Genomic DNA, 20,744 nt, shown 5'->3' on the forward strand with positions numbered 1-20,744 from the left:
AGCACGCTGGCGTGTACCTGATTGATCAGGGCCGCCGACTCGTCAAGCTCGGTGTGGATGGCCGCCGAGCGCTCGGTCCGCTCCTGGCGGCTGGGCTTCCTCGCTGTGGCCATGTCACACCTCCCTTGGTGATCCGTACGAGCCTGCCGTTTCCGGCGGTTCGTGCTATACACCAATGATCCCAGGTGGGGGCCGGTTCGTCATCACCCGAAGGATGCGAAAGGTTTCATGTTTCAGACCCGAACCCCAACCCTCCCAAGGCAACAGGCCGCCACACACAATCACTCCACAAGGAACAGGTGAACCTCGGTGCCGGAGAGGGGCCAGGGGAAGAGGTCCCGTCTTTGTCGCCGCCCGCTTGAAGCCGCACCGAAAGGTACCCCACCGCCGAAGAGGGACCGAAACGATCACTCCCGTCTTTGTCGCTGCCGCAGCGCACCGCAACCACGCACACGAGGGACCCCGCCCGCGAACGAAGGGCCATTGCCGGGCTCCCCAGGCGCACCGAACTACACCCTGCCGTAAATACGGCACTCACCACCGCTCAACCAGCAACGAGGCGATCCGGTCTCTCATCCCAAAAAAGGACAACACCGGACCAACGCCCTACACCGGCATCGCTCACACCGCCAGCGCTAAGCGGACTCCCGCACCACGATCCTGGTGCCCAGGATCGTCACCAACGGTCCCGCCTCCTCGCCACGCACGCGCCCGCACAGCAGGCGCGCCATCTCGCGGCCCATCGTCTCGGTCGGCTGGTGCACCGTCGTCAACGGCGGCTCCGAGACCTCCGCCAGCGGCGAGTCGTCGAAGCCGATCAGCGCCAGATCCCCCGGCACCGAGAAGCCGCGCTCCCGCGCCACGCGCAGTGCCGCGATCGCCAGCGGGTCCGAGGCCGCGAGCACCGCGTCCAGCTCCCCGGCGTCATCGAACAGCTGCCTCGCGGCCTTGATGCCGCTGGCCTCGTCGAAACCGCTCGCCACCGCCACGAGCCGCTCCTCGACCGGCAGCCGGTGTCCCCGCAGCCCGTCACGGTAGCCGTTGAGGCGGTCGACGCCCACGGCCATGTCCTGCGGCCCCGCCACGATGCCGATCCGGCTGTGGCCCCGCTCGGCCAGGTACTCCACGGCCTGGCGCGCCCCCGATCGGTTGTCGCAGTCCACGTACGCCAGCGGGCGGAACCCCACCGGCGTACCGCACAGCACGATCGGGATCCCGGCGTCCTCCAGCCGCTCCGGCAGCGGGTCGCCGCCGTGGCTGGAGACCATCATGACCCCGTCGACGTGGCCGCCCATCAGGTAGGACTCCAGGCGGCTGCGGTCGCCGTCGCGCGGCGCGAACGTGAGCATCAGCCGCATGTTCTCCTCGGCGAGCTGCTCGGTGATCCCGCGCAGCACCCCCGCGAAGAACGGCTCGCTCCACAGCCACTCCTGCGACTCGGTCACGACCAGCGCCACCGTGTCGGTCCGCTGCGTCACCAGCGTCCGCGCCGCCTGGTTGGGGACGTACCCGAGCTCCTTGATCGCGGCCAGCACCGCCGCCCGGGTGTCCTCGGCGACCTTGGGGGAGCCGTTGATGACGCGCGAGACCGTCCCCCGACCGACCCCCGCGTGGCGCGCGACGGTGTCGAGCGTGGGTCGCCCCGCGCCGCGCGCGCGCCTGGTGGTCCGGCCGTTCGGGGACTGCCGTGCGGGCTGCGGCGAACCAGTGCTGGGTCCGTCAGATCGGGTCTCGGTCATCGTGCATCACCTCGGGCTCCGTTGCGTGATTTTATTTTGCCTCACCGTTCGAACGAGCCTGCCGCACCAGGTCGCCGTACCACTTGCCCGAGTCCTTCACGACCCGTTGTCCGGTTTCGAAATCAACATAAACCAGTCCGAACCGTTTGGTATATCCCCAGGCCCACTCGAAGTTGTCGGCCAGCGACCATGCGAAATAGCCCACCAGCGGCACGCCCGCCTCGACCGCGTCGGCGCAGGCGCCGAGGTGGTCGCGGATGTAGTCGAGCCGCTCGGAGTCGGGCACCTGGCCCTCGACGAGCTTGTCGGGGAAGGCCGCGCCGTTCTCAGTGACCGCCAGTGTCACCCCAGGGTAGTTCGCATGGAGGCGTTTCAACGTTTCAGTAAGCCCCTGCGGTGCGATCTCCCATCCCATGTCCGTTTGCGGCAGCCCCGTGGTGATGAAACCGACGTGCTCGTTCGCCGGCCACGCCGAGCCCGCGCCCGTCGGCGCCGCCGACGCCGACGAGGCCCCGCCCTCGGCGCCGGTGACCGTGAACTGGCTGTAGAAGTTCACCGACAGGCAGTCCATCGGCGCGTTGATCAGCTCCATGTCGCCGACCTCGATGAACGAGAAGTCCGTCACCGCCGCGAAGTCCTCCACGACATCCTCGGGGTAGGAGCCCTTGAGCGCCGCGTCGGTGAACCACCGGTTCTGCACCCCGTCGACCCGCCGCGCCGCGTCCACGTCCGCCGGCGCGTCCGAGGCGGCGTACACCGGGTAGAAGTTCAGCCCGATGCTCACCGTCGCGTCCGCGTCGGCCTCCTTGATCGCCCGCGCGGCCAGCCCGTGCCCCACCATCAGGTGGTGCGCCGCCGCGATCGACGCGGCCGGCTCCCGGCGCCCCGGCGCGTGCTCGCCCGAGGCGTAGCCCAGGAACGCTGCGCACCACGGCTCGTTCACCGTGATCCAGTGCTTGACGCGGTCGCCGAGGGCCGCGTGCGCCAGCTGCGCGAATTCCCCGAACCGCTCGGCGGTGTCCCGCTTGGGCCAGCCGCCGGCGTTCTCCAGCGCCTGCGGCAGGTCCCAGTGGTAGAGCGTCACCCACGGCGTCACGCCCGCATCGAGCAGCGCGTCGACCAGCGACGAGTAGTAGTCCAGCCCGGCGCGGTTGACGCGGGAGTCGCCGTCGGGGCAGATTCGGGGCCACGACAGCGAGAACCGGTAGCTGTTGAGGCCCAGCTCGCCGACGAGGCCCACGTCGCCCTCGATGTTGTTGTAGGAGTCGATGGCCTTGTCGCCGTTGGACCCGTCGACGACCCGTCCCGGCTCCGCGACGAACGTGTCCCAGATGGACCGTCCGCGCCCGTCCGCGGTGGTCGAGCCTTCGACCTGGTAGGAGGAAGTGGCCGCGCCCCAGGAAAAGCCCGCTGGGAACCGGGCGGCGAGTATGCCGTCGCCCTCCGTCGTGGTGTCGATGTCGATGGTCATTGTTTGGTGGAACCTTCCATGATGCCGCTGACGATCTGCCGTCCGAAGATGAGGAACAGGATCGTGATGGGAATGATCGAGATCAGGGTGCCGGTGAAGACCATCGAAAGGTCCGTGGAGTACAGGCCGACGGAGATCTGGCGGATCGCCAGCTGGATCGTCGGGGTCTCACTGCTCAGGACCAGGAACGGCCACAGGAACTCGTTCCAGTTGAGCATGAAGGTGAGCAGGCCGAGCACGACCATGCCCGGACGCAGCGCCGGCAGGACGATGCGCCACCAGATCTTGAAGGTCGTGGCGCCGTCGATGCGGGCGGCCTCGATGATCTCGTCGGGGACCGACTGGAGGGTGTACTGCCGCATCAGGAAGATCCCGAAGCCGTTGACCAGGAACGGCAGGATCGCGGCCTGGTAGGTGTCGAGCCAGTCGAGCTTGACCATCATGAGGTAGAGCGGGACCAGGCCCAGGTGCTGCAGCGGAACCATCATCGTCGCCATGACGCCGAACATGAGCAGCTTGGAGCCCTTGAAGCGGAGCTTGGCGAAGGCGAATCCGGCGAGGGTCGAGATGAGCACGACCGCGAGGGTGACGGTGCCGGTGATGATGAAGGAGTTCTGCAGGCCCAGCAGCAGGTTCGCCTGCGGGTCGGTCAGGGCCCGTTCGATGTTCTGGCCCAGGTTGCCACCGGGGATGAGCACCGGGGGGAACTTGGAGGCGGCCGAGGTGGTTCGCGAGGCGATGACGATCATCCAGTACAGCGGGAAGATCGACAGCACGACGACGGCGATGAGGCCGATGCGGGTCAGCGCCGTCGGCTCGAGCACGTGCGCGCCGGACTCGCCGCGGCGCTTCGGGCGCTTCCTGCTCGGGGGCGCCGTCGGTGCGGCGGCGGGCGCGGGCGGTTTGAGGACGGTGCTCATTTGTTCCCCTGGATGCGGTTGACGACGAGGAAGTTCAAGCCGGCCAGCAGCACGATCACGATGAACAGGAGCCATCCGGCCGCGGCGGACATGCCGTAGTTGCCGTAGGTGCGAAGCAGGTCGATCAGGACCATCGAGGTGGTCTGGAACTGGCCGTTGCTGCCGCCGTCGAAGCTTCCCGAGCTGAACATCATCGGCTCGACGAAGAGCATCATCCCGCCGACCGTGGAGATGAACGTGGTGAAGATGATGACGGGCTTGAGCTGGGGGACGGTGATATTCCAGAACTGCTGCCGGGAGTTGGCGCCGTCGATCGCGGCGGCCTCGTAGAGCTGCTTGGGGATGGTCTGCATGGCGGCCAGGAAGATCAGGGCGTTGTAGCCCATCCACCGCCAGTCGACCATGGAGGCGATGGCGGTCCAGGAACTCCACCGCTCGGCCTGCCAGTTGATGTTGTCGACCCCGAACAGGCCGAGGAAGCCGTTGATCATGCCGTACTCCTGGCCCCAGATGCGGGCGAAGACGACGCCGACGGCCACCACGGAGGTGACGATCGGGGCGAGCACGAGCATGCGCCAGGTCAGCTGGGCCCGCAGGCGCTTGTTCAGCGCGTTGGCGACCAGGAGGGCCACGATGAGCTGCGGGATGGTGGCGAGGACGAACATGCCGAGCGTGTTGACGATCGACCAGGGGAAGCGTTCGTACTCGAACAGCAGGAATTTGTAGTTGTCCAGGCCGACGAAGGTCTGGTCGGGTTTGCGGGTGCTCCATTCGTGGAGCGAGGCGTAGACGGTGTAGCCCATCGGGAAGAGCCCGAACACTGCGAACAGCAGGAAGAAGGGGGCTACGAAGAGATAGGGGACGCCTTTGAGGTCGAACTGGTGGAGCCGGTTGCGGAAGGTCCGGCGCCGGTGCGTTCGAGCCGTGTCGACTGCGGTGGTCATGGTTCCTCTCATCGGTCCGAAGGAGTCGGCCCGCCGCGGGTTGGGGCGCGGCGGGCCGACACGGCGCCGGTGCCGCCGACCGCTTCCTCGCGGGGGGAGTGCCGTCGCTGGGAAGCGGGTCGGCGGGCCGGAGCGTTGGTCGCCGAAGAGGTGGGGAGCGGTGCCTGGGGGATCACCGCTCCCTGCGGCGACTGGCGCCGTCACCGGGTGACGGGCGCCTTCGGGTTACATTCCGCCGAGCGCCACCGCGTCTTCGGAGTCGGACTGGATGGCGTCCCAGATGTTGTCGGAGGTGTAAGTGCCGTCGACGAGGCCGTTGAGGGCCCCTTCCACGGCGCCCTTGACGGCCGGGTGCAGCTCGGTGTACTCCAGGGACGGGAAGTCGGCCACCGAGGCGGCGATGATCTCGCCGACCGGCGCGTCGTTGAAGTACGGGTTGGTGTAGTCGGCGACCATCTCGGCGCCCTCGAAGGTCGACGGGAACGGCCCGACGGCCTCGAAGACGGCGACCTGCTGCTCGGGGGCGGTCAGCCACGCGGCCAGCTCGGCGGCCTCTTCAGGGTGCGCGCTCTGGGCCGGGACGAGCAGCCACGAGCCGCCCCAGTTGCCGGAGACGCCCGGTGCGGCGGCGAAGTCCCAGTTGCCGGCGTTGTCCGGACCGGCGTTGCCCTCGACGACGCCGAGCATCCACGCGGGGCACGGCATGACGGCGAAGCCGCCCTCGGCCTGCGCGGCGATCCACTCTTCGCTCCAGGAGACGAAGTTGCCGATCGCGCCCATCTCGTTGAGCTCGACGATGGTGTTGACCGAGGTCTGGACGGCCTCGGAGTCGAGCGTCAGGTTGCCTTCGGCGTCGACGTACATCTGGCCGTCGCCCTGTCCGGCGACCTGGCCCAGCAGCATGTTCTGCAGCTGCGTGGGGCTGTCGAGGAAGTCGGCGTCCACGCCGGAGTCGACGAAGGTCTGGGCGACGGTCTTGAAGCCGTCCCAGTCGGCCCAGGCCGTGGCGAGTTCGTCACGGTTGGTCGGCAGCCCCGCCTCGGCGAAGAGGTCGGAGCGGTAGCACATGCCCATGCCGCCGACGTCGGTGCCGAAGCCGGCGAGCTTGCCGCCGGGGGTGTGGCCGAGGTCCCACTTCCACGCCGGGTATTCCTCGGCGCGGGAGTCGTAGCCGTATTCGGCGAGGTCGGCCCAATAGTCCTCGTTGGCCAGCATCTGGGCCATGCCCTGCTCGTCCATGCCCATGACGTCGCCGGCGCCGGAGCCGGCCTGGAGGGCCGCCTCCATGGCGGGGAGGAAGTCGTCGTTGAAGTTGATTCCGTCGCCTTCGAGGACCACGTCGATGTTCGGGTGGTCGGCCTCGTACTTCTCTTCGAGGCCGGCTTCGACGTAGCCGAGTTTGCCGAACATCTGGACGGTGAGCTGGATCTTGCCGTCTTCGGTGGTGCCGTCGTCACCACTGTCGTCGCCGCCGCAGGCGCTCAGCGCGAGGGTGCCCGCGGCGATCGCCGCCAGGGCCGCCTTCCCGCGGTGCTTGTTGAGGAGATGCATCGTTGCTGGTTTCCTTCCGGGCGCCGAGGGGCGCCGTGTTGTGGGAGGGGTTGTCGCAGTCGTCGGTCTGGAAAGGGGTCGACCACGGGGGTCGAGGGACGGGCGCTGGCGCCCGGCCGGGTGATGGAGGATGTCATCGCTTTGGGAGCGATACCAGAAGCTTACGGGAGCGTGACGCATGACGCAAGCCCGGCTGTGGGAGGAGTTACTCTTTTGTTACTTCGTCGCCGTGTGCGAAGATATCGACGTTCTCAGATGTCTCGCTGTAACTGGTTGATGACACGCTCTCTACCAGGGAAATCGGCGCTTCTCGGCGGCACGGGACAATGCGCCCAAAATAAATTTAGAGATGTCAATGTATTGACATACAGGTCCGAGTCTTGCGACGATGGCTTGGGAGCGCTTCCTTCCGAAGGTCCGTTTCGTTCCACACGCGTCATATGACGGCCCTGGGACGACACAAGCGCTCCCACCAGAACCGGACATTCAGACCAGCTCTCAGGAGTAACCATAATGGAACTCGAAACCCCGACGCCGCCGCCTCGGCGACGCCGCCGATGGCGCCGCGGCGCCGCGATCGGCCTGCCGGTCGCCCTGGTCGGCGCCCTCGGCGCGATCGCGGCGCCCCAGGCGTTCGCCAACGAGTACTGCACTGTCGACTACCGCGTCGCCAACGACTGGGGCAGCGGCTTCCAGGCGGCCGTCGACATCACCGCCGGCACCGACGCGTTCAACGGCTGGACCGTCGAGTGGGACTTCCCCTCCGGCACCTCGGTGTCCTCGGCCTGGAACGTCGACTGGAACACCTCGGGCAGCCACTTCACCGGTTCCGACGTCGGCTGGAACGGCTCGATCGCCTCCGGCCAGACCCGAGAGGTCTTCGGCTTCATCGGCGCCGGCAACGCCGCGCAGCCCACCGGATTCAGCGTCAACGGCCAGTCCTGCGAGGGCGACATCACCCCCGCCGAGCCCACGCTCGACGTCTCGCAGGCCAACCTGGTGGTCCAGCCCGGCGCCACCGTCGACTTCGACGTCGCCTTCACCGGCGAACTCGACAGCGATGTCGCGGTGACGACCACTCAGAGCAGCGGCTCGGACGCCTTCTCGGTCGACTCCGGCGCCTCGCTGAACTTCGGCCCGAGCAACTGGGACGACGCCCAGCAGGTGACCATCGCCGCGGCCGACGACGCCGAGGGCACGGCGACCTTCACCGTCGCCGCCGCCGGCTTCGACCCGGTCGAGGTCACCGTCTCCGCCATGGACACCGGAGAGGTCACCCAGAACGAGGAGCGCTTCCTGGAGCTGTACGACCAGCTCACCGGATCGGACTCCCCGTACCTGCACCAGGCGACGGGCCTGCCGTACCACTCGGTCGAGGAGCTCATCGTCGAGGCGCCGGACTACGGCCACCAGACCACCTCCGAGGCGCTGAGCTACCAGATCTGGCTCGAAGCCGCCTACGGGCAGGTCACCGGTGACTGGCAGCCGTTCAACGACGCCTGGGACCGGATCGACGAGTACACGATCCCGGACATGAACCCGAGCAACTACGACCCGAACTCCCCGGCAACGTATGCCCCGGAGCAGCCCGACCCGAGCAACTACCCGACGGACCTGGACTCGAGCGTCCCGGTCGGCCAGGACCCGCTCGCGAACGAGCTGAAGTCGACCTACGGGACGAACCAGATCTACGGCATGCACTGGATCTGGGATCTGGACAACGCCTACGGCTTCGGCGAGTGCGGCGACGGCACCACCGAGCCGTCGGGGATCAACACGTTCCAGCGCGGTGAGCAGGAATCCACCTGGGAGACCATCACGCAGCCGACGTGCGAGACCTTCGACTTCGGCGGCCCGAACGGCTTCCTCGACCTGTTCATCGGGGACGACCAGTACGCCCAGCAGGAGAAGTACACCGACGCCCCCGACGCGGACGCCCGGGCCATCCAGGCCTCGTGGCTGGCGCAGCAGTGGGCCGAGGAGCAGGGCCAGGCCGGTGCCGTCGACAGCTCGCTGGAGAAGGCCTCCAAGATGGGCGACTACCTGCGGTACTCCTTCGCCGACAAGTACTTCAAGCAGATCGGCGACTGCACCGACGCCTCCAGCTGCCCGGGTGCGACCGGCAAGGACTCGTTCCACTACCTGATCAGCTGGTACTACTCGTGGGGCATGGGCATCAACGGCGACTGGTCCTACCGGATCGGCGGCTCGGGTGTTCACCAGGGCTACCAGAACGTCATGGCGGCCTACGCGCTCAGTGAGGACGGCTCGCTGACGCCGGAATCGCCGACCGCCGGCTCCGACTGGTCGACCAGCCTGGACACCCAGCTCGAGTTCCTCGAGTGGCTGCAGTCGCCCGAGGGCGCCATCGCGGGCGGTGCGACCAACAACTGGGGCGGCCACTACGGCCAGCCGACCTCCAGCGCCGAGTTCAACGGCATGGCCTACGACTGGCAGCCGGTCTGGCACGACCCGCCGTCGAACCGCTGGTTCGGCTTCCAGGCGTGGGGCATGGACCGCGTCGCGCAGCTGTACTACTACACCGGTGACGAGCGCGCCGGGGCCCTGCTGGACGACTGGGTCGACTGGGTGCTGGACAACAGCACGATCACCAGCACCGACTACAGCCTCCCCGGCGACCTCGAGTGGTCGGGCGAGCCCGGCAACGGGCTGTCGGTGAGCGTCGCGACCCAGTCGCAGGACCCGGGCGTCGCGGGTGCGACCGCCAAGATCCTGGCGTACTACGCCGCGGCCACGAACGACACCGAGCTGCAGCAGACCGTCTCGGACCTGCTGGACGCGCTGTGGTCGTTCAACGACGGCGTCGGCATCACCCGGGTCGAGGAGCGGGCCGACTACTGCCGCTTCACCGACGAGGTCTACGTCCCGAGCGGCTGGTCCGGCACCATGCCGAACGGTGACGTGATCGAGCCGGGCTCGACCTTCATCGGCATCCGGTCCTTCATGAAGGACTTCGAGGGCTGGGACCAGGTGCAGGCGTACATCGACAGCGGCTGCACCGGCGACGCCCCGGAGTTCAGCTACCACCGCTACTGGCACGAGGTCGAGATCGCCACGGCGCTCCAGACCTACGCCCTTCTCTTCGAATAGGAGTGACGACAGGGCCCGATCGGGTCCGTGAGTGAGGCGCGGGCGCGCACCCGAACGGGTGCGCGCCCGTCCCGTTGCGGACCGGTCTGGCTGAGCACACAGGTCGGGCCCGGCTGCGTCGCCGGGCCCGACCTCTATGCTCAGCGCGCCATCGCCCTGAGCGCCGGCCCTTCGGTCAGCGGACCTCGATGTCCAGGTCCTGTGCGGCGTCCCAGAAACCCTCGCTCACCGGGCGGGCGCTCGCGATGCCTGCCATGGCCGAGACGCCGCCGGGGAGGTAGGTCGAGGCGATCGTCGTGTAGTCCACCCCGTCGTCGGCGTGCGCCACGGTCACGGTGCCGCCGCTGCGGATGAGTCGCAGCCAGATCTCGTCGGATACGGAGTCGACCGGGGAGAGCGACCAGTCGGTGTGGTCGCGGGTGGTGACGGTGCTGACGAGGTGTTGGCCGCCAAGGTATTCGGCGCTGGTCTTGACCCAATTGGTCTCGTCGACCCGGATGGTGAGGGAGGCCTCGGAGTGCTGGTGCCGGTGCTCGGGCCGGAACCGCATGGCGACCTCTCCGTCTCCTTCCATTTTGAGGCCGTAAATGTAGGCGTGGTCGCGCTGGTGCTCATCCCCGGCGCGGCGGAGGAAGGTGGACTTGATTTCGAAGTAGGGATTGATCAATCCACCATCAACAGTCCATTGTACTTCTTCTGAAGGAGATTGCATGAACCAATCATGCCATACGCGAAGAGGACACATTCGGACAAAACGGTCTATGTAACGCAAAGTTAATCGAGACTTCGCATCCGACATCTGCGTGAAATACCAGTTCGAAAGCGTTCCCATGCATTCAGTGCGGTGTCGGTTACGCTTTTCGGAAAGCGTTTCTCGGAAGCGGTGAAGTTGCTTCCTTTGCACGATCGTAATGCACGTGCATCGTAACGTGCTTGTGCCGCATTGACAATGACTCGCTCACGGGGCGGTTTCCCAAAGGGACTGTTTCTTGGGTGGCGTGCGATCGGGCCCGATCGCACGCCACCCGCCACCGCGCGGTGGTGATCGGCAGGCGCCGCGCGGGGAGCTACCCCGCGCGATCTTTTATGCGGTGTCCGCGGATCCCACTACACCGCTGGCCTGCCAGAGGAACGTCTATAGGGCTGACTAGCTGTCTACTTCGTTTTTGCATGGACCCTGTCACGCGAAGTCAAGACTTTCAAGGACTCTTTTTTCGCCTGTGGACAACTTCCGGCACCTGCAGTGTTTTCGCTGGTGGGAGTTGTGTCGGGTGTTTCGGATAGAGGTTACGGGTGTGCTTCGGGCCTGTGGATAACCTCCTTCGGCGATCGGTCGCCGTTGTCGCCCGTGATCCGGGATGGCCCACTGGTCGCACATGTGTGTGGCGTGCCCATGCGATCTCGAGTGTCGAATCCGGCTCATGCCCGTGTCCTCTGCGGCGCCTCGACCGTTAAGCGAGGTGTAGGAGTGCGAAGGATATGGAAGCGATGGCGGATCAGGAGAGAGCGTGAGCATGCAGCATTCAGTGAGACCGGTGTCGCTGACCTCCCAGTCCTCTGGGGTCGGGCGCGGGCTTCCGCGCCAGGACCGCAGCGCCCCGGCTCGCCGCTCCTCGCGCCACACCGCCGTCGACGGGGTGATCGGCGACAACGCCGCGGGCCGCGGTCGGCGCTCCCGCCGCGAGCCGCCGGGCGGTTTCTTCTCCATTGAGGATCCACCGCCGATCGACGCCCCGCCCGGCATCGCGGAGATCACCGGTTGGGAACTCGCCGCCACCATGTGGCGCGAGCACCTCCCCGAGCAGCTGCTCGGCGTCGACTGCACCTCTTGTAAACAGGCATGGCCCTGTGATGCCTGGCAGATAGCCGACGACCTCATCAGCCAGTGCTGCGAATCCGCTCAACTGGCCGCCCACCGGGGGGCGGCCGATCACGCTTAGGCCCGATCCCGGGCGGTGCATGGTGGGCGGCGGACGGTTCCGGCCTGCCGTGCGGTGGTTTTCGTGGTGCGCTTCGGATGCGATGTAGTCGGCGCTGGGTGGATCGAAGGCGTTCGGTGCTCTTCGCGCTTAGGCTTGATGCCGCGCGGTGAGCGGTGGACGGTCCGACCTGCCGGTGCGGTCGGCTGCTGCGGTCGCCCGGCGGGCATCGTGTGCAACGGAGGACTTCAGGCCGACGTGACGGGCGGTTGCGCTCGGCTTGGTAATGCGGCGCCGTGTCCGGTCGGCCGGTGCTTCGGATCGCGGCCGCATCGCCCCGCGGAGCGGCGGCCTTTTTTCGGAGATGATTGTGGCCGGTCGCATCGCGCTTGTGGGGGCGGTACGCCCGAGATCACCTGGTGCCCGTTCGCATCGAGGGCCGCATCGCGCGTGTGCGGGCAGTGTGCCTCCGCGGCACTCAAGAACAGCGCCCCTCGCCCGTGTTCGAAAGTTGAGTCTCGTCGACTCAACTTTCGTGTGTTTCATCACAATCGCCGCGATCGCCTTGACGGAATGTGCCCTCGGAGTGAACATGAGTCTATCTGACTCAACTTGGATCCGGGTCCCGCCCGGCCGACTGAGGCACCTAGACATCTGTTCCACTATTCCGGGAGATCAACATGGCACGTGCGGTCGGCATCGACCTCGGCACCACGAACTCCGTGGTCAGCGTCCTTGAGGGCGGGGAGGCCACGGTCATCACCAACGCTGAAGGAGCCAGGACCACCCCGTCCATCGTCGCGTTCGCCAAGAACGGCGAAGTCCTGGTCGGCGAAGTGGCCAAGCGCCAAGCCGTCACCAACCCCGACCGGACCATCCGCTCGGTCAAGCGCCACATGGGCACCGACTGGTCGGTCGACATCGACGGCAAGTCCTACACCGCCCAGGAGATCAGCGCGCGCATCCTCATGAAGCTCAAGCGCGACGCCGAGGCCTACCTGGGGGAGAACGTCACCGACGCGGTCGTCACCGTCCCGGCCTACTTCTCCGACGCCCAGCGCACCGCCACCAAGGAGGCGGGCGAGATCGCCGGGCTCAACGTCCTGCGCATCATCAACGAGCCGACCTCGGCCGCCCTGGCCTACGGCCTCGACAAGGGCGAGGAAGAGCAGACCATCCTCGTCTTCGACCTCGGCGGCGGCACCTTCGACGTCTCGCTGCTCGAGATCGCCGACGGCGTCATCCAGGTCAAGGCCACCAGCGGTGACAACCACCTCGGCGGCGACGACTGGGACGACCGCATCATCCAGCACCTGGTCAAGACCTTCAACGGCCAGTACGGCGTGGACCTGTCCAAGGACAAGATGGCCATGCAGCGCCTCAAGGAGGCCGCCGAGAAGGCCAAGATCGAGCTGTCCAGCGCCACGAACACCTCGATCAACCTGCCCTACATCACCGCCGGCCCCGACGGCCCGCTGCACCTGGACGTCAGCCTCAGCCGCGCCGAGTTCGAGCAGATGACCTCCGACCTCCTCGACCGCTGCAAGAAGCCGTTCGAGCAGGCCGTCAAGGACGCCGGGATCAACGTCTCCGAGATCGACCACGTCATCCTCGTGGGCGGCTCGACCCGCATGCCCGCCGTCTCCGACCTGGTCAAGCGCCTCATCGGCCGCGACGCCCACAAGGGCGTCAACCCCGACGAGGTCGTCGCCATCGGCGCCACGCTCCAGGCAGGCGTGCTCAAGGGCGAGGTCAAGGACGTGCTGCTCCTCGACGTCACGCCGCTGAGCCTCGGCATCGAGACCAAGGGCGGGATCTTCACCAAGCTCATCGAGCGCAACACGACGATCCCGACCAAGCGCTCGGAGGTCTTCACCACGGCCGACGACAACCAGCCGTCCGTGCTCATCCAGGTCTTCCAGGGCGAGCGCGAGATCGCGGCCTACAACAAGAAGCTCGGCACCTTCGAGCTGACGGGCCTGCCGCCGGCCCCGCGCGGCATGCCGCAGATCGAGGTCACCTTCGACATCGACGCGAACGGCATCGTCAACGTCTCCGCGAAGGACACCGCCACCGGCAAGGCCCAGTCGATGACGATCACCGGCGGCTCGAGCCTGGGCAAGGACGACATCGAGCGGATGATGTCCGAGGCCCAGGAGCACGCCGAGGAGGACCGGCAGCGCAAGGAGGAGGCCGAGACCCGCAACACCGGCGAGGGCCTGGTCTACCAGACCGAGAAGCTGCTGGCCGAGTCCGGCGACAAGATCCCCGAGGACACCAAGGGCCGGATCAACGAGGCCACCGCCACGCTCAAGTCCGCGCTGGCCGGGTCCGACATCGAGGCCATCAAGGGGGCCACCGAGGAGCTGTCGAAGGTCAGCCAGGAGGCCGGCGCGGCCATGTACGCGGCGGCGCAAGCTGAGCAGCAGCAGCAGACGGCGGGCGGCGCGCCCGGAACCGACGCGGGGGCCGCCGGTGGTGCCGACGACGTCGTCGACGCCGAGATCGTCGACGACGACAAGGACCAGAAGTGAGCGACGAGGACAAGCGCAAAGCCGACGAGTCCGGGGAAGCCGAAGAGGCCGCCCCGGACGGCGGCGACGACACCGATGCAAGCGGCGAGGAGCTGACGGTCGACGACATCCTCGCCGAGGCCTCCGACGACGGCCAGGCCGCCGAGGACACCGTCTCGGTCCTCCAGGCGACGCTGGAGGAGCGCACGAGGGACCTCCAGCGCCTCAACGCGGAGTTCCAGAACTACCGCAAGCGCGTCGAGCGCGACAAGTCCCGGGCCGGGGAGCTGGCGACCGGGGCGGTGCTCTCGAGCCTGCTGCCGATCCTGGACGACCTCGACCGCGCCCGCGACCACGGCGACCTCACCGGGCCGTTCGGCTCGGTCGCCGAGCAGCTCGTCAACACGCTGGCCAAGCAGGGCCTGGAGCCGTTCGGGGAGAAGGGCGACGCGTTCGACCCGACGTTCCACGAGGCGGTCGCCCACATGCAGATGGGCGACGTCGACGGGCCGACCTGCATCGACGTGATGCGGCGCGGCTACCGGCTCGGTGACAAGCTGCTGCGCCCGGCGCTGGTGGCCGTCGCCGAGCCGCTCGACGAACCGCTCGAGGAGCCGACGCCCGCCGAGCGGCCGGAGGCCGACGGCGCCGCGTCCCGCGAGTCCGAGGGCAGGACGGAGTCCACCGAGAATCCGGCCGAGGGCGCCGATGACCCGGAGGCCTCCGCCGAGCCCGGCCGCAGGACCGAGTCCACCGAGGCCCCCGCCGAGGGCGCCGACGACCCGGAGGTCGCCGAGTCCGACGGCGGAGCGGGCGCCGAGGACGGCGCCGAGTCCGAGAAGGACGGCGAGGGCGAGCGGGATTCCTGACCCGCGCACGGAAGAACCGACGATCGAATATTGAAGGAGGCGTCCGGTGGCATCGCAGGAGTGGATGGAGAAGGACTTCTACGCCGAGCTCGGCGTGCCGCAGGACGCCTCCAAGAAGGACATCGAGCGGGCGTACCGCAAGCTCGCCCGCGAACTGCACCCCGACCACAACCGGGCCCCCGACGCCGAGGAGCGCTTCAAGGGCGTCTCCGAGGCCTACTCGGTGCTCCACGACGACAAGCAGCGCTCCGAATACGACCAGATCCAGTTGATGAAGTCCGGCCGCGGCGGGTTCGGCGGCTTCAGCGGCTCCGGCGGCGGGCCGAACGTCAACTTCGACGACCTGTTCGGCGGCGGTGGTGGCGCCACCGGCGGCTTCGGCGACCTGTTCGGTGACCTGTTCGGCCGCGGCTCGGGCGGCCAGGCGCGGCGGCGCGGGGCGACCAAGGGCAATGACCTGCGCACCCACGTCACGCTCGACTTCGCCGACGCGGTCAAGGGCACCACCACCGAGCTGCGGATGCACGCCCCGGGGGAATGTGAGACGTGCCGCGGCACCGGCGCGGAGCCCGGCACGAGCCCGTCGCGGTGCCTGCGCTGCAACGGGTCCGGGCTGATCACCGAGAACCAGGGCGCGTTCAGCTTCGCGCAGCCGTGCCCCGACTGCGAGGGCACCGGCACCGTCGTCACCGACCCGTGCCCCGACTGCGGCGGCACCGGCGCGGTCACCAAGGAGCGCGTCATCACCATCCGCGTGCCCGCCGGCGTCGCCGACGGCCAGACCGTCCGCCTCGCCGGACGCGGCGCGCCCGGCGAGCGCGGCGGCCCCGCCGGGGACCTGCTCGTGAGCGTCGGCGTGCGGGCCCACCCGCTGTTCGCCCGCGACGGCGACAACGTCACCCTGCGATTGCCGGTCTCGTTCCCCGAGGCCGCCACCGGCGCCCGCATCAAAGTGCCCACACTCGACGGACCGGTCACGGTCAAGGTGCCCGCGGGCACGCCCACCGGGCGGGTCCTGCGTCTGGGCGGCCGCGGCGTGCCCGGCAAGGGCGACCTGCTGGTCACCGTCGACGTCGAGGTGCCCGCGGAGCTCTCGCCCGAGGCCAGGGAAGCGCTCGAGAAGTACGCCGCCGCGGCCCCGCCGGTCGACCGCTCGAAACTGGAACAGCTGACAGGCCAATGACGTTGCACCGAGAGACCGCGCGCGCCGCCCGGGCGCGCGCGGCCCGGTGCCTCGAACCACCCGATGGGAGTGAACCGTGACCGCCTCCGAGAACGCAGGGAGCGGCGACCGGCGCCCGGCCGGCAGGGACGAGCGGCGCGAGACGCGGATGCGAACCGTGGTCGATGTCACGTTCCTCCAGCGCGGCGCTGCCGCGGACGACGCCGACTTCGATTTCGACGCCAAGATCTTCGCCATCTCGGCCGCCGCCGAACTGGCCGGCATGCACCCGCAGACGCTGCGCCAGTACGACCGGCTCGGCCTGGTCGAGCCCGCCCGCACGCCCGGCGGCGGCCGCCGCTACTCCGCCCGCGACGTCGCGCAGCTGCGCGAGATCCAGCGGCTCAGCCAGGACGAGGGCGTCAACCTCGCCGGCGTCAAGCGCATCATGGACCTCGAACGCGAGGTGGCGGCCATGCGCGCCGAGCTCGCCGCCGTCGTCGAGGAGCTGCGCGCCTCCCGTGCCCAGCTCGCCGAGCTGCGCGCCATGGCCGGCCCGTTCCAGCGCCGCGGCACCGACATCGTGCTGTGGCAGGGCAAGCGGCAGTGACCGCCTCGTCCGCGCCGCCGATCCGGGGGACGATGGCACTGTGCGCGCGGGCCGGATGCGGCTAGGATCTTCGCATGTCCAGAGAGAAACGGAAACGAAGACGACGGAAGGCCGCATCGCCCTCCGCTGATACCGAGCCCCATTCTCTGGGGCTCCCTGGGGGGCGAAGCCGGTGCTGATCGCGCTCGGCCTTGTCATCATCCTGGTCGTCACGGCCGCCACGGGCTTCTTCGTGGCCCTCGAGTTCGCCTACACCGCGGTCGACCGCTCCCGCCTGGAGGACATCGCCGCCAACAGCGAGGGCCGCCGCGCCGCTCGCGCCAAGCGGGCGCGCCAGATCTGCTCGCGCCTGTCCTTCGCCCTCTCGGGCGCCCAGCTCGGCATCACCGTCACCGCCCTGTTCGTCGGCTTCTTCGCCGAGCCGTACCTCGGCCAGGGCCTGGCCGACGCGTTCGGCCTCGCCGGGGTCCCGGCCGCCGTCTCGATCGCGCTCGGCGTCACGCTCGCGATCGTCGTCGCCAACATCGTCCAGATGATCCTCGGCGAGCTCGGTCCCAAGAACCTCGCGATCGCCCGCACCGAGGCGCTCGCGCTCGCGCTGGCCGCCCCCACGCACGTCTACATGACCGTGTGCGGGCCGCTCATCCGCTTCTTCGACACCGCCTCGATCAAGCTGCTCAAGCTGCTCGGCATCCACGCGGTCGAGGAACTCGAGCACTCGGCCACCCCCGAAGACCTGCACCGCATCATCGACGTCTCCCGCGACGAGGGCGCGCTCGACCAGAACCTGTCGGACCTGCTCGACCGGGGCCTGGACTTCTCCGAGATCGTCGCCGAGCAGGCCATGACCCCGCGCGTCAACGTCCACACCCTGTCGGCCGGGGCCAGCGTCGCCGACGCGGTCGAGGCGCTCGCCGGGGGCCACTCGCGCTTCCCGGTCGTCGGCGACGACGTCGACGACATCCGCGGCGTGATCGGCATCGGCCAGCTCATCGAGGTGCCGCGCGGCGAGCGGGCCACCGTCCCGGTCGGCCGGATCGCCGACGACGCGCTCCTGGTGCCCGCCTCGCTGCCGCTGCCGACGCTGCTGGAGCGGATGCGCTCGGAGCACCGGCAGCTGGCGTGCGTGGTCGACGAGTTCGGCGGCTTCGCCGGGATCGTCACTCTCGAGGACATCGCCGAGGAGCTCGTCGGGGAGATCCGCGACGAGCAGGACCGGTTCGAGGCCGTCCCGGTCTCCCTGGCCGGCGGCGCCTGGCTCATCCCGGGGCGCTGGCGCATCGACGAGGTCGCCGACGCCACCGGTATCGCGCTGCCCGAAGGCGAGCACTACGAGACGATCGCCGGCCTGGTCATGGCCGAGCTGGGGCGCGTGGCGCACCCCGGCGACGCGGTCGAGGTGGACGGCGCCGAGACCGACGGGACGCCGCGGGGCGTGCGCATGGTCGTCGTCTCCAGCACGCGGCACGTGCCGCAGGCGATCGAGCTGCAGCCGCAGCCGGTCCGCGAGCCCGGGGAGGCCCGATGAGCACCGGTCCGGCACTGCTGATCTCGGTGGTCCTGTTGGTCGCCAACGCGTTCTTCGTGGCCGCGGAGTTCTCGCTCGTCGCCTCGCGCCAGCACCGGCTGGAGCAGGACGGCTCGAAGGCCGCCCAGGCGGCGCTGCGCGGGACGAAGAACCTCTCGCTCATGCTCGCCGGTGCGCAGCTGGGCATCACGGCCTGCACCGTCGGCCTCGGCGCGCTCGCCGAGCCGGCGCTGGCGCACGTCATCGAGGTGCCGCTGGAGGCGGTCGGCCTCGAGGCGGCCGCGCACCCGATCGGGTTCACCGTCGCGCTCCTGGTGGTGGTGTTCCTGCACATGGTCGTCGGGGAGATGATGCCCAAGTCGTGGGCGATCAGCCACCCCGAAACCTCGGCGATGGCGCTGATCTGGCCGTTCACCGGGTACGTCGCCGTCACCAAGCCGATCCTCTTGGGCCTCAACCACGGCGCGAACCTGATGCTGCGGATGTTCCGGGTGGAGCCGGCCGATGAGAAGGCGCAGGCGCACTCGCCCGAGGAGCTGCGCTACCTGCTGCGGTCCTCGGTCGAGGCGGGGCTGCTGCGCGAGCCCGAGCACCTGATCCTGGCGCACGCCATCGAGGTGCAGCGGCGGGCGGTCGGCGAGGTCGCCGTCCCGTGGTCCGAAGTGGTCACGATCGGCTCGGAGGCGAGCGCGGTCGACGCCGAGGCGCGCTCGCGCGAGACGGGGCGCTCGCGCCTGGTCGTCGTCGACGCCGAGGGCCGTCCGGTGGGACTCGTGCACGTCCGCGAGGCCGTCCAGGCCGGGCCCGAGGAGCCGGTGGCGGACTTGGCGGCGGCGCCGCTCCTGGTCGCGGCCGACACGACGGTGTCGGGGGCGGTGACGCTCATGCGGCGCCAGCGGGCCCAGCTGGCGCTGGTGACCGGCCCGGACCGGCAGGTGAGCGGCCTGGTCGCGATGGAGGACCTGCTCGAGGAGATCATGGGCGAGTTCGAGGACGAGACCGACACGGTCGGATAGCGCCAGAGGAACGTAGACGAAATCGGCGACGACACGCCTACCGCGCGTGTCGTCGCCGGTTTCGCCGTTTACGGGCGTGATGATGATTCATCAACCGTTTCCCGTGATTTACGTCAACTCTGGAAGACCATGTCGAAATTCTTTGAGGAGACCGGGCCCGAATTCGCCGTCAGCATGCGCGGTTACGACCGCCATCAGGTCGACGAGTTCACCACCCGGCTGTATCAGAACATCAAGAGCAGCGAGCGGCGGCAGGCCGACGCCCGGACCGCCCTGGACACCGCCGAGCACCAGTTGCGCCGCGCCGAGGAGCGCATCGCCGCCCTCGAGCACCGCGTCGCCGACCGCGCCTCGCAGATCGCCGAGGCCGAGCAGCCCACCTTGGCCGGGCTCGGCGCGCGCGTGGAGAAGATCCTGCGCGCCGCCGAGCAGGACGCCGCCGTCCAGCGCCAGGAGGCGGGGCGCCAGGCCTCGGCCATGCTCACCGAGGCGCGTTCGGAGGCCGAGACGATGATGCGCTCGGCCCGCTCCGAGGCCGCCGAGCTCACCGCCGCCACCGAGCAGGACGTGGCCGAGATCCGCTCCCGGGCCGTCGGCGAGACCACCGAGCTGCGCGAGAACGCCCGGCGCAACCACGATCTGGCCCGCGCCGACGCCAAGCGCGAGGTCCAGACCATGCAGGGGCAGGCCCGCTCCGAGGCCGAGAAGGTCCGCAGCCAGGCCGAGCGGGAGATCGCCGTCTCGCGGGCGACGGCCGAGCGCGAGGTGACCGAACTGCGGGCGCTGGCCTCTAGGGAGGCCGACGAGCACCGGGGGGCGGCGCAGCGGCTCATCGCCGAGGCCGTCGAGCACCGCAAGCGGCGCACCCAGGAGCTCACGCTCACCGAGGCCGAGCGGCGCGAGCGGGCTCAGAAGGAGGAGGCCGACCGCCACCAGCAGGCCATCGCCATGGCGCAGCGGATCGTCGCCGAGGCCGAGGAGCGGCTCGCGCTCGCCGAGGAGCGGGCGCGCACCGCCGGCAACCGGGCGATCGAGCGGCGCGAGGAGGCCGACCAGCAGGCCAAGGACGCGCTGCAGCGCTCGGTCGACCAGGCCAGGTCGGTCAAGGACGAGTCGGAGGCCGAGGCGGCGCGGGTCCGCCGCAGCGCCGCCGAGCGGGCCGAGGAGCGCGTCCAGCCGCTCGCCGAGGAGGTGGCGACGCTGCAGCGCCAGCGCGACAGCGCCGGGTCGAACCTGGGGGACCTGCGCCGCCAGCTCGGCCTCGTCTCCGGCGGCGACGACGAGGCGTCGTTCGCCCCCGATCCGGGGCCGCGGGTGCCGATCAACCGGCAGCGGGAGCCCTCGGACCTGGACTCGACGCAGCAGCTGCCGGTCGTCGGCTAGCGGGAGGC

Annotated in this window: 14 protein-coding genes and 1 pseudogene; 9 read left to right on the forward strand and 6 right to left on the reverse strand. The window is 69.1% G+C overall.

Annotation, left to right across the window (positions count from 1 at the left end):
* Positions 1-635 precede the first annotated feature (635 nt).
* The 5 genes from H613_RS0119390 to H613_RS0119410 form a co-directional block, all read right to left on the reverse strand.
* Positions 636-1,739, reverse strand: a complete 1,104-nt coding sequence (locus H613_RS0119390) for a LacI family DNA-binding transcriptional regulator (RefSeq protein ID WP_084546780.1) — start codon at positions 1,737-1,739, stop codon at positions 636-638.
* Positions 1,740-1,770: 31 nt separating this feature from the next.
* Complete coding sequence (locus H613_RS0119395; protein WP_051393582.1) at positions 1,771-3,210, reverse strand: GH1 family beta-glucosidase; 1,440 nt, start codon at positions 3,208-3,210, stop codon at positions 1,771-1,773.
* Positions 3,207-4,130, reverse strand: a complete 924-nt coding sequence (locus H613_RS0119400) for a carbohydrate ABC transporter permease (RefSeq protein WP_026925094.1) — start codon at positions 4,128-4,130, stop codon at positions 3,207-3,209. Before H613_RS0119400 ends, H613_RS0119395 begins: the two co-directional genes overlap by 4 nt.
* Positions 4,127-5,074 carry a carbohydrate ABC transporter permease gene (locus H613_RS0119405; RefSeq protein WP_026925095.1) on the reverse strand — a complete coding sequence of 316 codons (948 nt, stop codon included), beginning with the start codon at positions 5,072-5,074 and terminating at the stop codon, positions 4,127-4,129. Before H613_RS0119405 ends, H613_RS0119400 begins: the two co-directional genes overlap by 4 nt.
* Before the next feature lie 225 nt (positions 5,075-5,299).
* Positions 5,300-6,625, reverse strand: coding sequence for an ABC transporter substrate-binding protein (locus H613_RS0119410; RefSeq protein WP_026925096.1), 1,326 nt, complete (start codon positions 6,623-6,625; stop codon positions 5,300-5,302).
* 513 nt (positions 6,626-7,138) lie between these two features.
* Between H613_RS0119410 and H613_RS0119415 the strand changes: the two genes are divergently transcribed.
* A complete protein-coding gene (locus tag H613_RS0119415; RefSeq protein WP_026925097.1) occupies positions 7,139-9,736 on the forward strand; it encodes a glycoside hydrolase family 48 protein in 2,598 nt (865 codons plus the stop codon).
* Positions 9,737-9,911: 175 nt separating this feature from the next.
* On the opposite strand, the gene H613_RS0119420 is transcribed toward H613_RS0119415, so the two are convergent.
* On the reverse strand, positions 9,912-10,403 hold the full coding sequence (locus tag H613_RS0119420) for a DUF1349 domain-containing protein (protein WP_026925098.1): 492 nt from the start codon (positions 10,401-10,403) through the stop codon (positions 9,912-9,914).
* 841 nt (positions 10,404-11,244) lie between these two features.
* Between H613_RS0119420 and H613_RS0119425 the strand changes: the two genes are divergently transcribed.
* The 8 genes and pseudogenes from H613_RS0119425 (at position 11,245) to H613_RS27795 (ending at position 20,736) form a co-directional block, all read left to right on the forward strand.
* Entirely contained in the window at positions 11,245-11,676 is a 432-nt protein-coding gene (locus H613_RS0119425; RefSeq protein WP_156926145.1) for a hypothetical protein, read from the forward strand.
* A 659-nt stretch (positions 11,677-12,335) separates the two neighbouring features.
* Positions 12,336-14,189, forward strand: coding sequence for a molecular chaperone DnaK (dnaK, locus tag H613_RS0119430; protein ID WP_026925100.1), 1,854 nt, complete (start codon positions 12,336-12,338; stop codon positions 14,187-14,189).
* Positions 14,186-14,761 (forward strand): annotated as a pseudogene (gene grpE, locus H613_RS27785) (nucleotide exchange factor GrpE); the annotation flags it as partial. The gene dnaK and the pseudogene grpE, both read left to right, overlap by 4 nt.
* Positions 14,762-15,083: 322 nt before the next feature.
* A complete protein-coding gene (gene dnaJ / locus H613_RS0119440) occupies positions 15,084-16,220 on the forward strand; it encodes a molecular chaperone DnaJ (protein ID WP_026925101.1) in 1,137 nt (378 codons plus the stop codon).
* A 76-nt stretch (positions 16,221-16,296) separates the two neighbouring features.
* Positions 16,297-16,809 (forward strand): heat shock protein transcriptional repressor HspR, encoded by a 513-nt coding sequence (locus H613_RS32450; RefSeq protein ID WP_281171208.1) that lies wholly within the window; start codon positions 16,297-16,299, stop codon positions 16,807-16,809.
* A 172-nt stretch (positions 16,810-16,981) separates the two neighbouring features.
* A complete protein-coding gene (locus H613_RS0119450; protein ID WP_026925102.1) occupies positions 16,982-18,337 on the forward strand; it encodes a hemolysin family protein in 1,356 nt (451 codons plus the stop codon).
* Complete coding sequence (locus tag H613_RS0119455) at positions 18,334-19,353, forward strand: hemolysin family protein (protein ID WP_026925103.1); 1,020 nt, start codon at positions 18,334-18,336, stop codon at positions 19,351-19,353. The genes H613_RS0119450 and H613_RS0119455 overlap by 4 nt, the downstream gene beginning before the upstream one ends.
* A gap of 129 nt (positions 19,354-19,482) precedes the next feature.
* On the forward strand, positions 19,483-20,736 hold the full coding sequence (locus tag H613_RS27795; RefSeq protein WP_051393583.1) for a coiled-coil domain-containing protein: 1,254 nt from the start codon (positions 19,483-19,485) through the stop codon (positions 20,734-20,736).
* Positions 20,737-20,744: the final 8 nt, after the last annotated feature.

This window comes from Glycomyces arizonensis DSM 44726, assembly GCF_000482705.1.
Taxonomy (GTDB): domain Bacteria; phylum Actinomycetota; class Actinomycetes; order Mycobacteriales; family Micromonosporaceae; genus Glycomyces; species Glycomyces arizonensis.

Bases quoted from the DNA above. Each gene is read 5' to 3' on its own strand.
- H613_RS0119390 (WP_084546780.1), bottom strand. From the start codon at position 1,739: ATGACCGAGACCCGATCTGACGGACCCAGCACTGGTTCGCCGCAGCCC.
- H613_RS27795 (WP_051393583.1), top strand. From the start codon at position 19,483: ATGTCGAAATTCTTTGAGGAGACCGGGCCCGAATTCGCCGTCAGCATG.
- H613_RS0119400 (WP_026925094.1), bottom strand. From the start codon at position 4,130: ATGAGCACCGTCCTCAAACCGCCCGCGCCCGCCGCCGCACCGACGGCG.
- H613_RS0119405 (WP_026925095.1), bottom strand. From the start codon at position 5,074: ATGACCACCGCAGTCGACACGGCTCGAACGCACCGGCGCCGGACCTTC.
- H613_RS0119410 (WP_026925096.1), bottom strand. From the start codon at position 6,625: ATGCATCTCCTCAACAAGCACCGCGGGAAGGCGGCCCTGGCGGCGATC.
- H613_RS0119415 (WP_026925097.1), top strand. From the start codon at position 7,139: ATGGAACTCGAAACCCCGACGCCGCCGCCTCGGCGACGCCGCCGATGG.
- dnaK (WP_026925100.1), top strand. From the start codon at position 12,336: ATGGCACGTGCGGTCGGCATCGACCTCGGCACCACGAACTCCGTGGTC.
- H613_RS0119395 (WP_051393582.1), bottom strand. From the start codon at position 3,210: ATGACCATCGACATCGACACCACGACGGAGGGCGACGGCATACTCGCC.
- H613_RS0119455 (WP_026925103.1), top strand. From the start codon at position 18,334: ATGAGCACCGGTCCGGCACTGCTGATCTCGGTGGTCCTGTTGGTCGCC.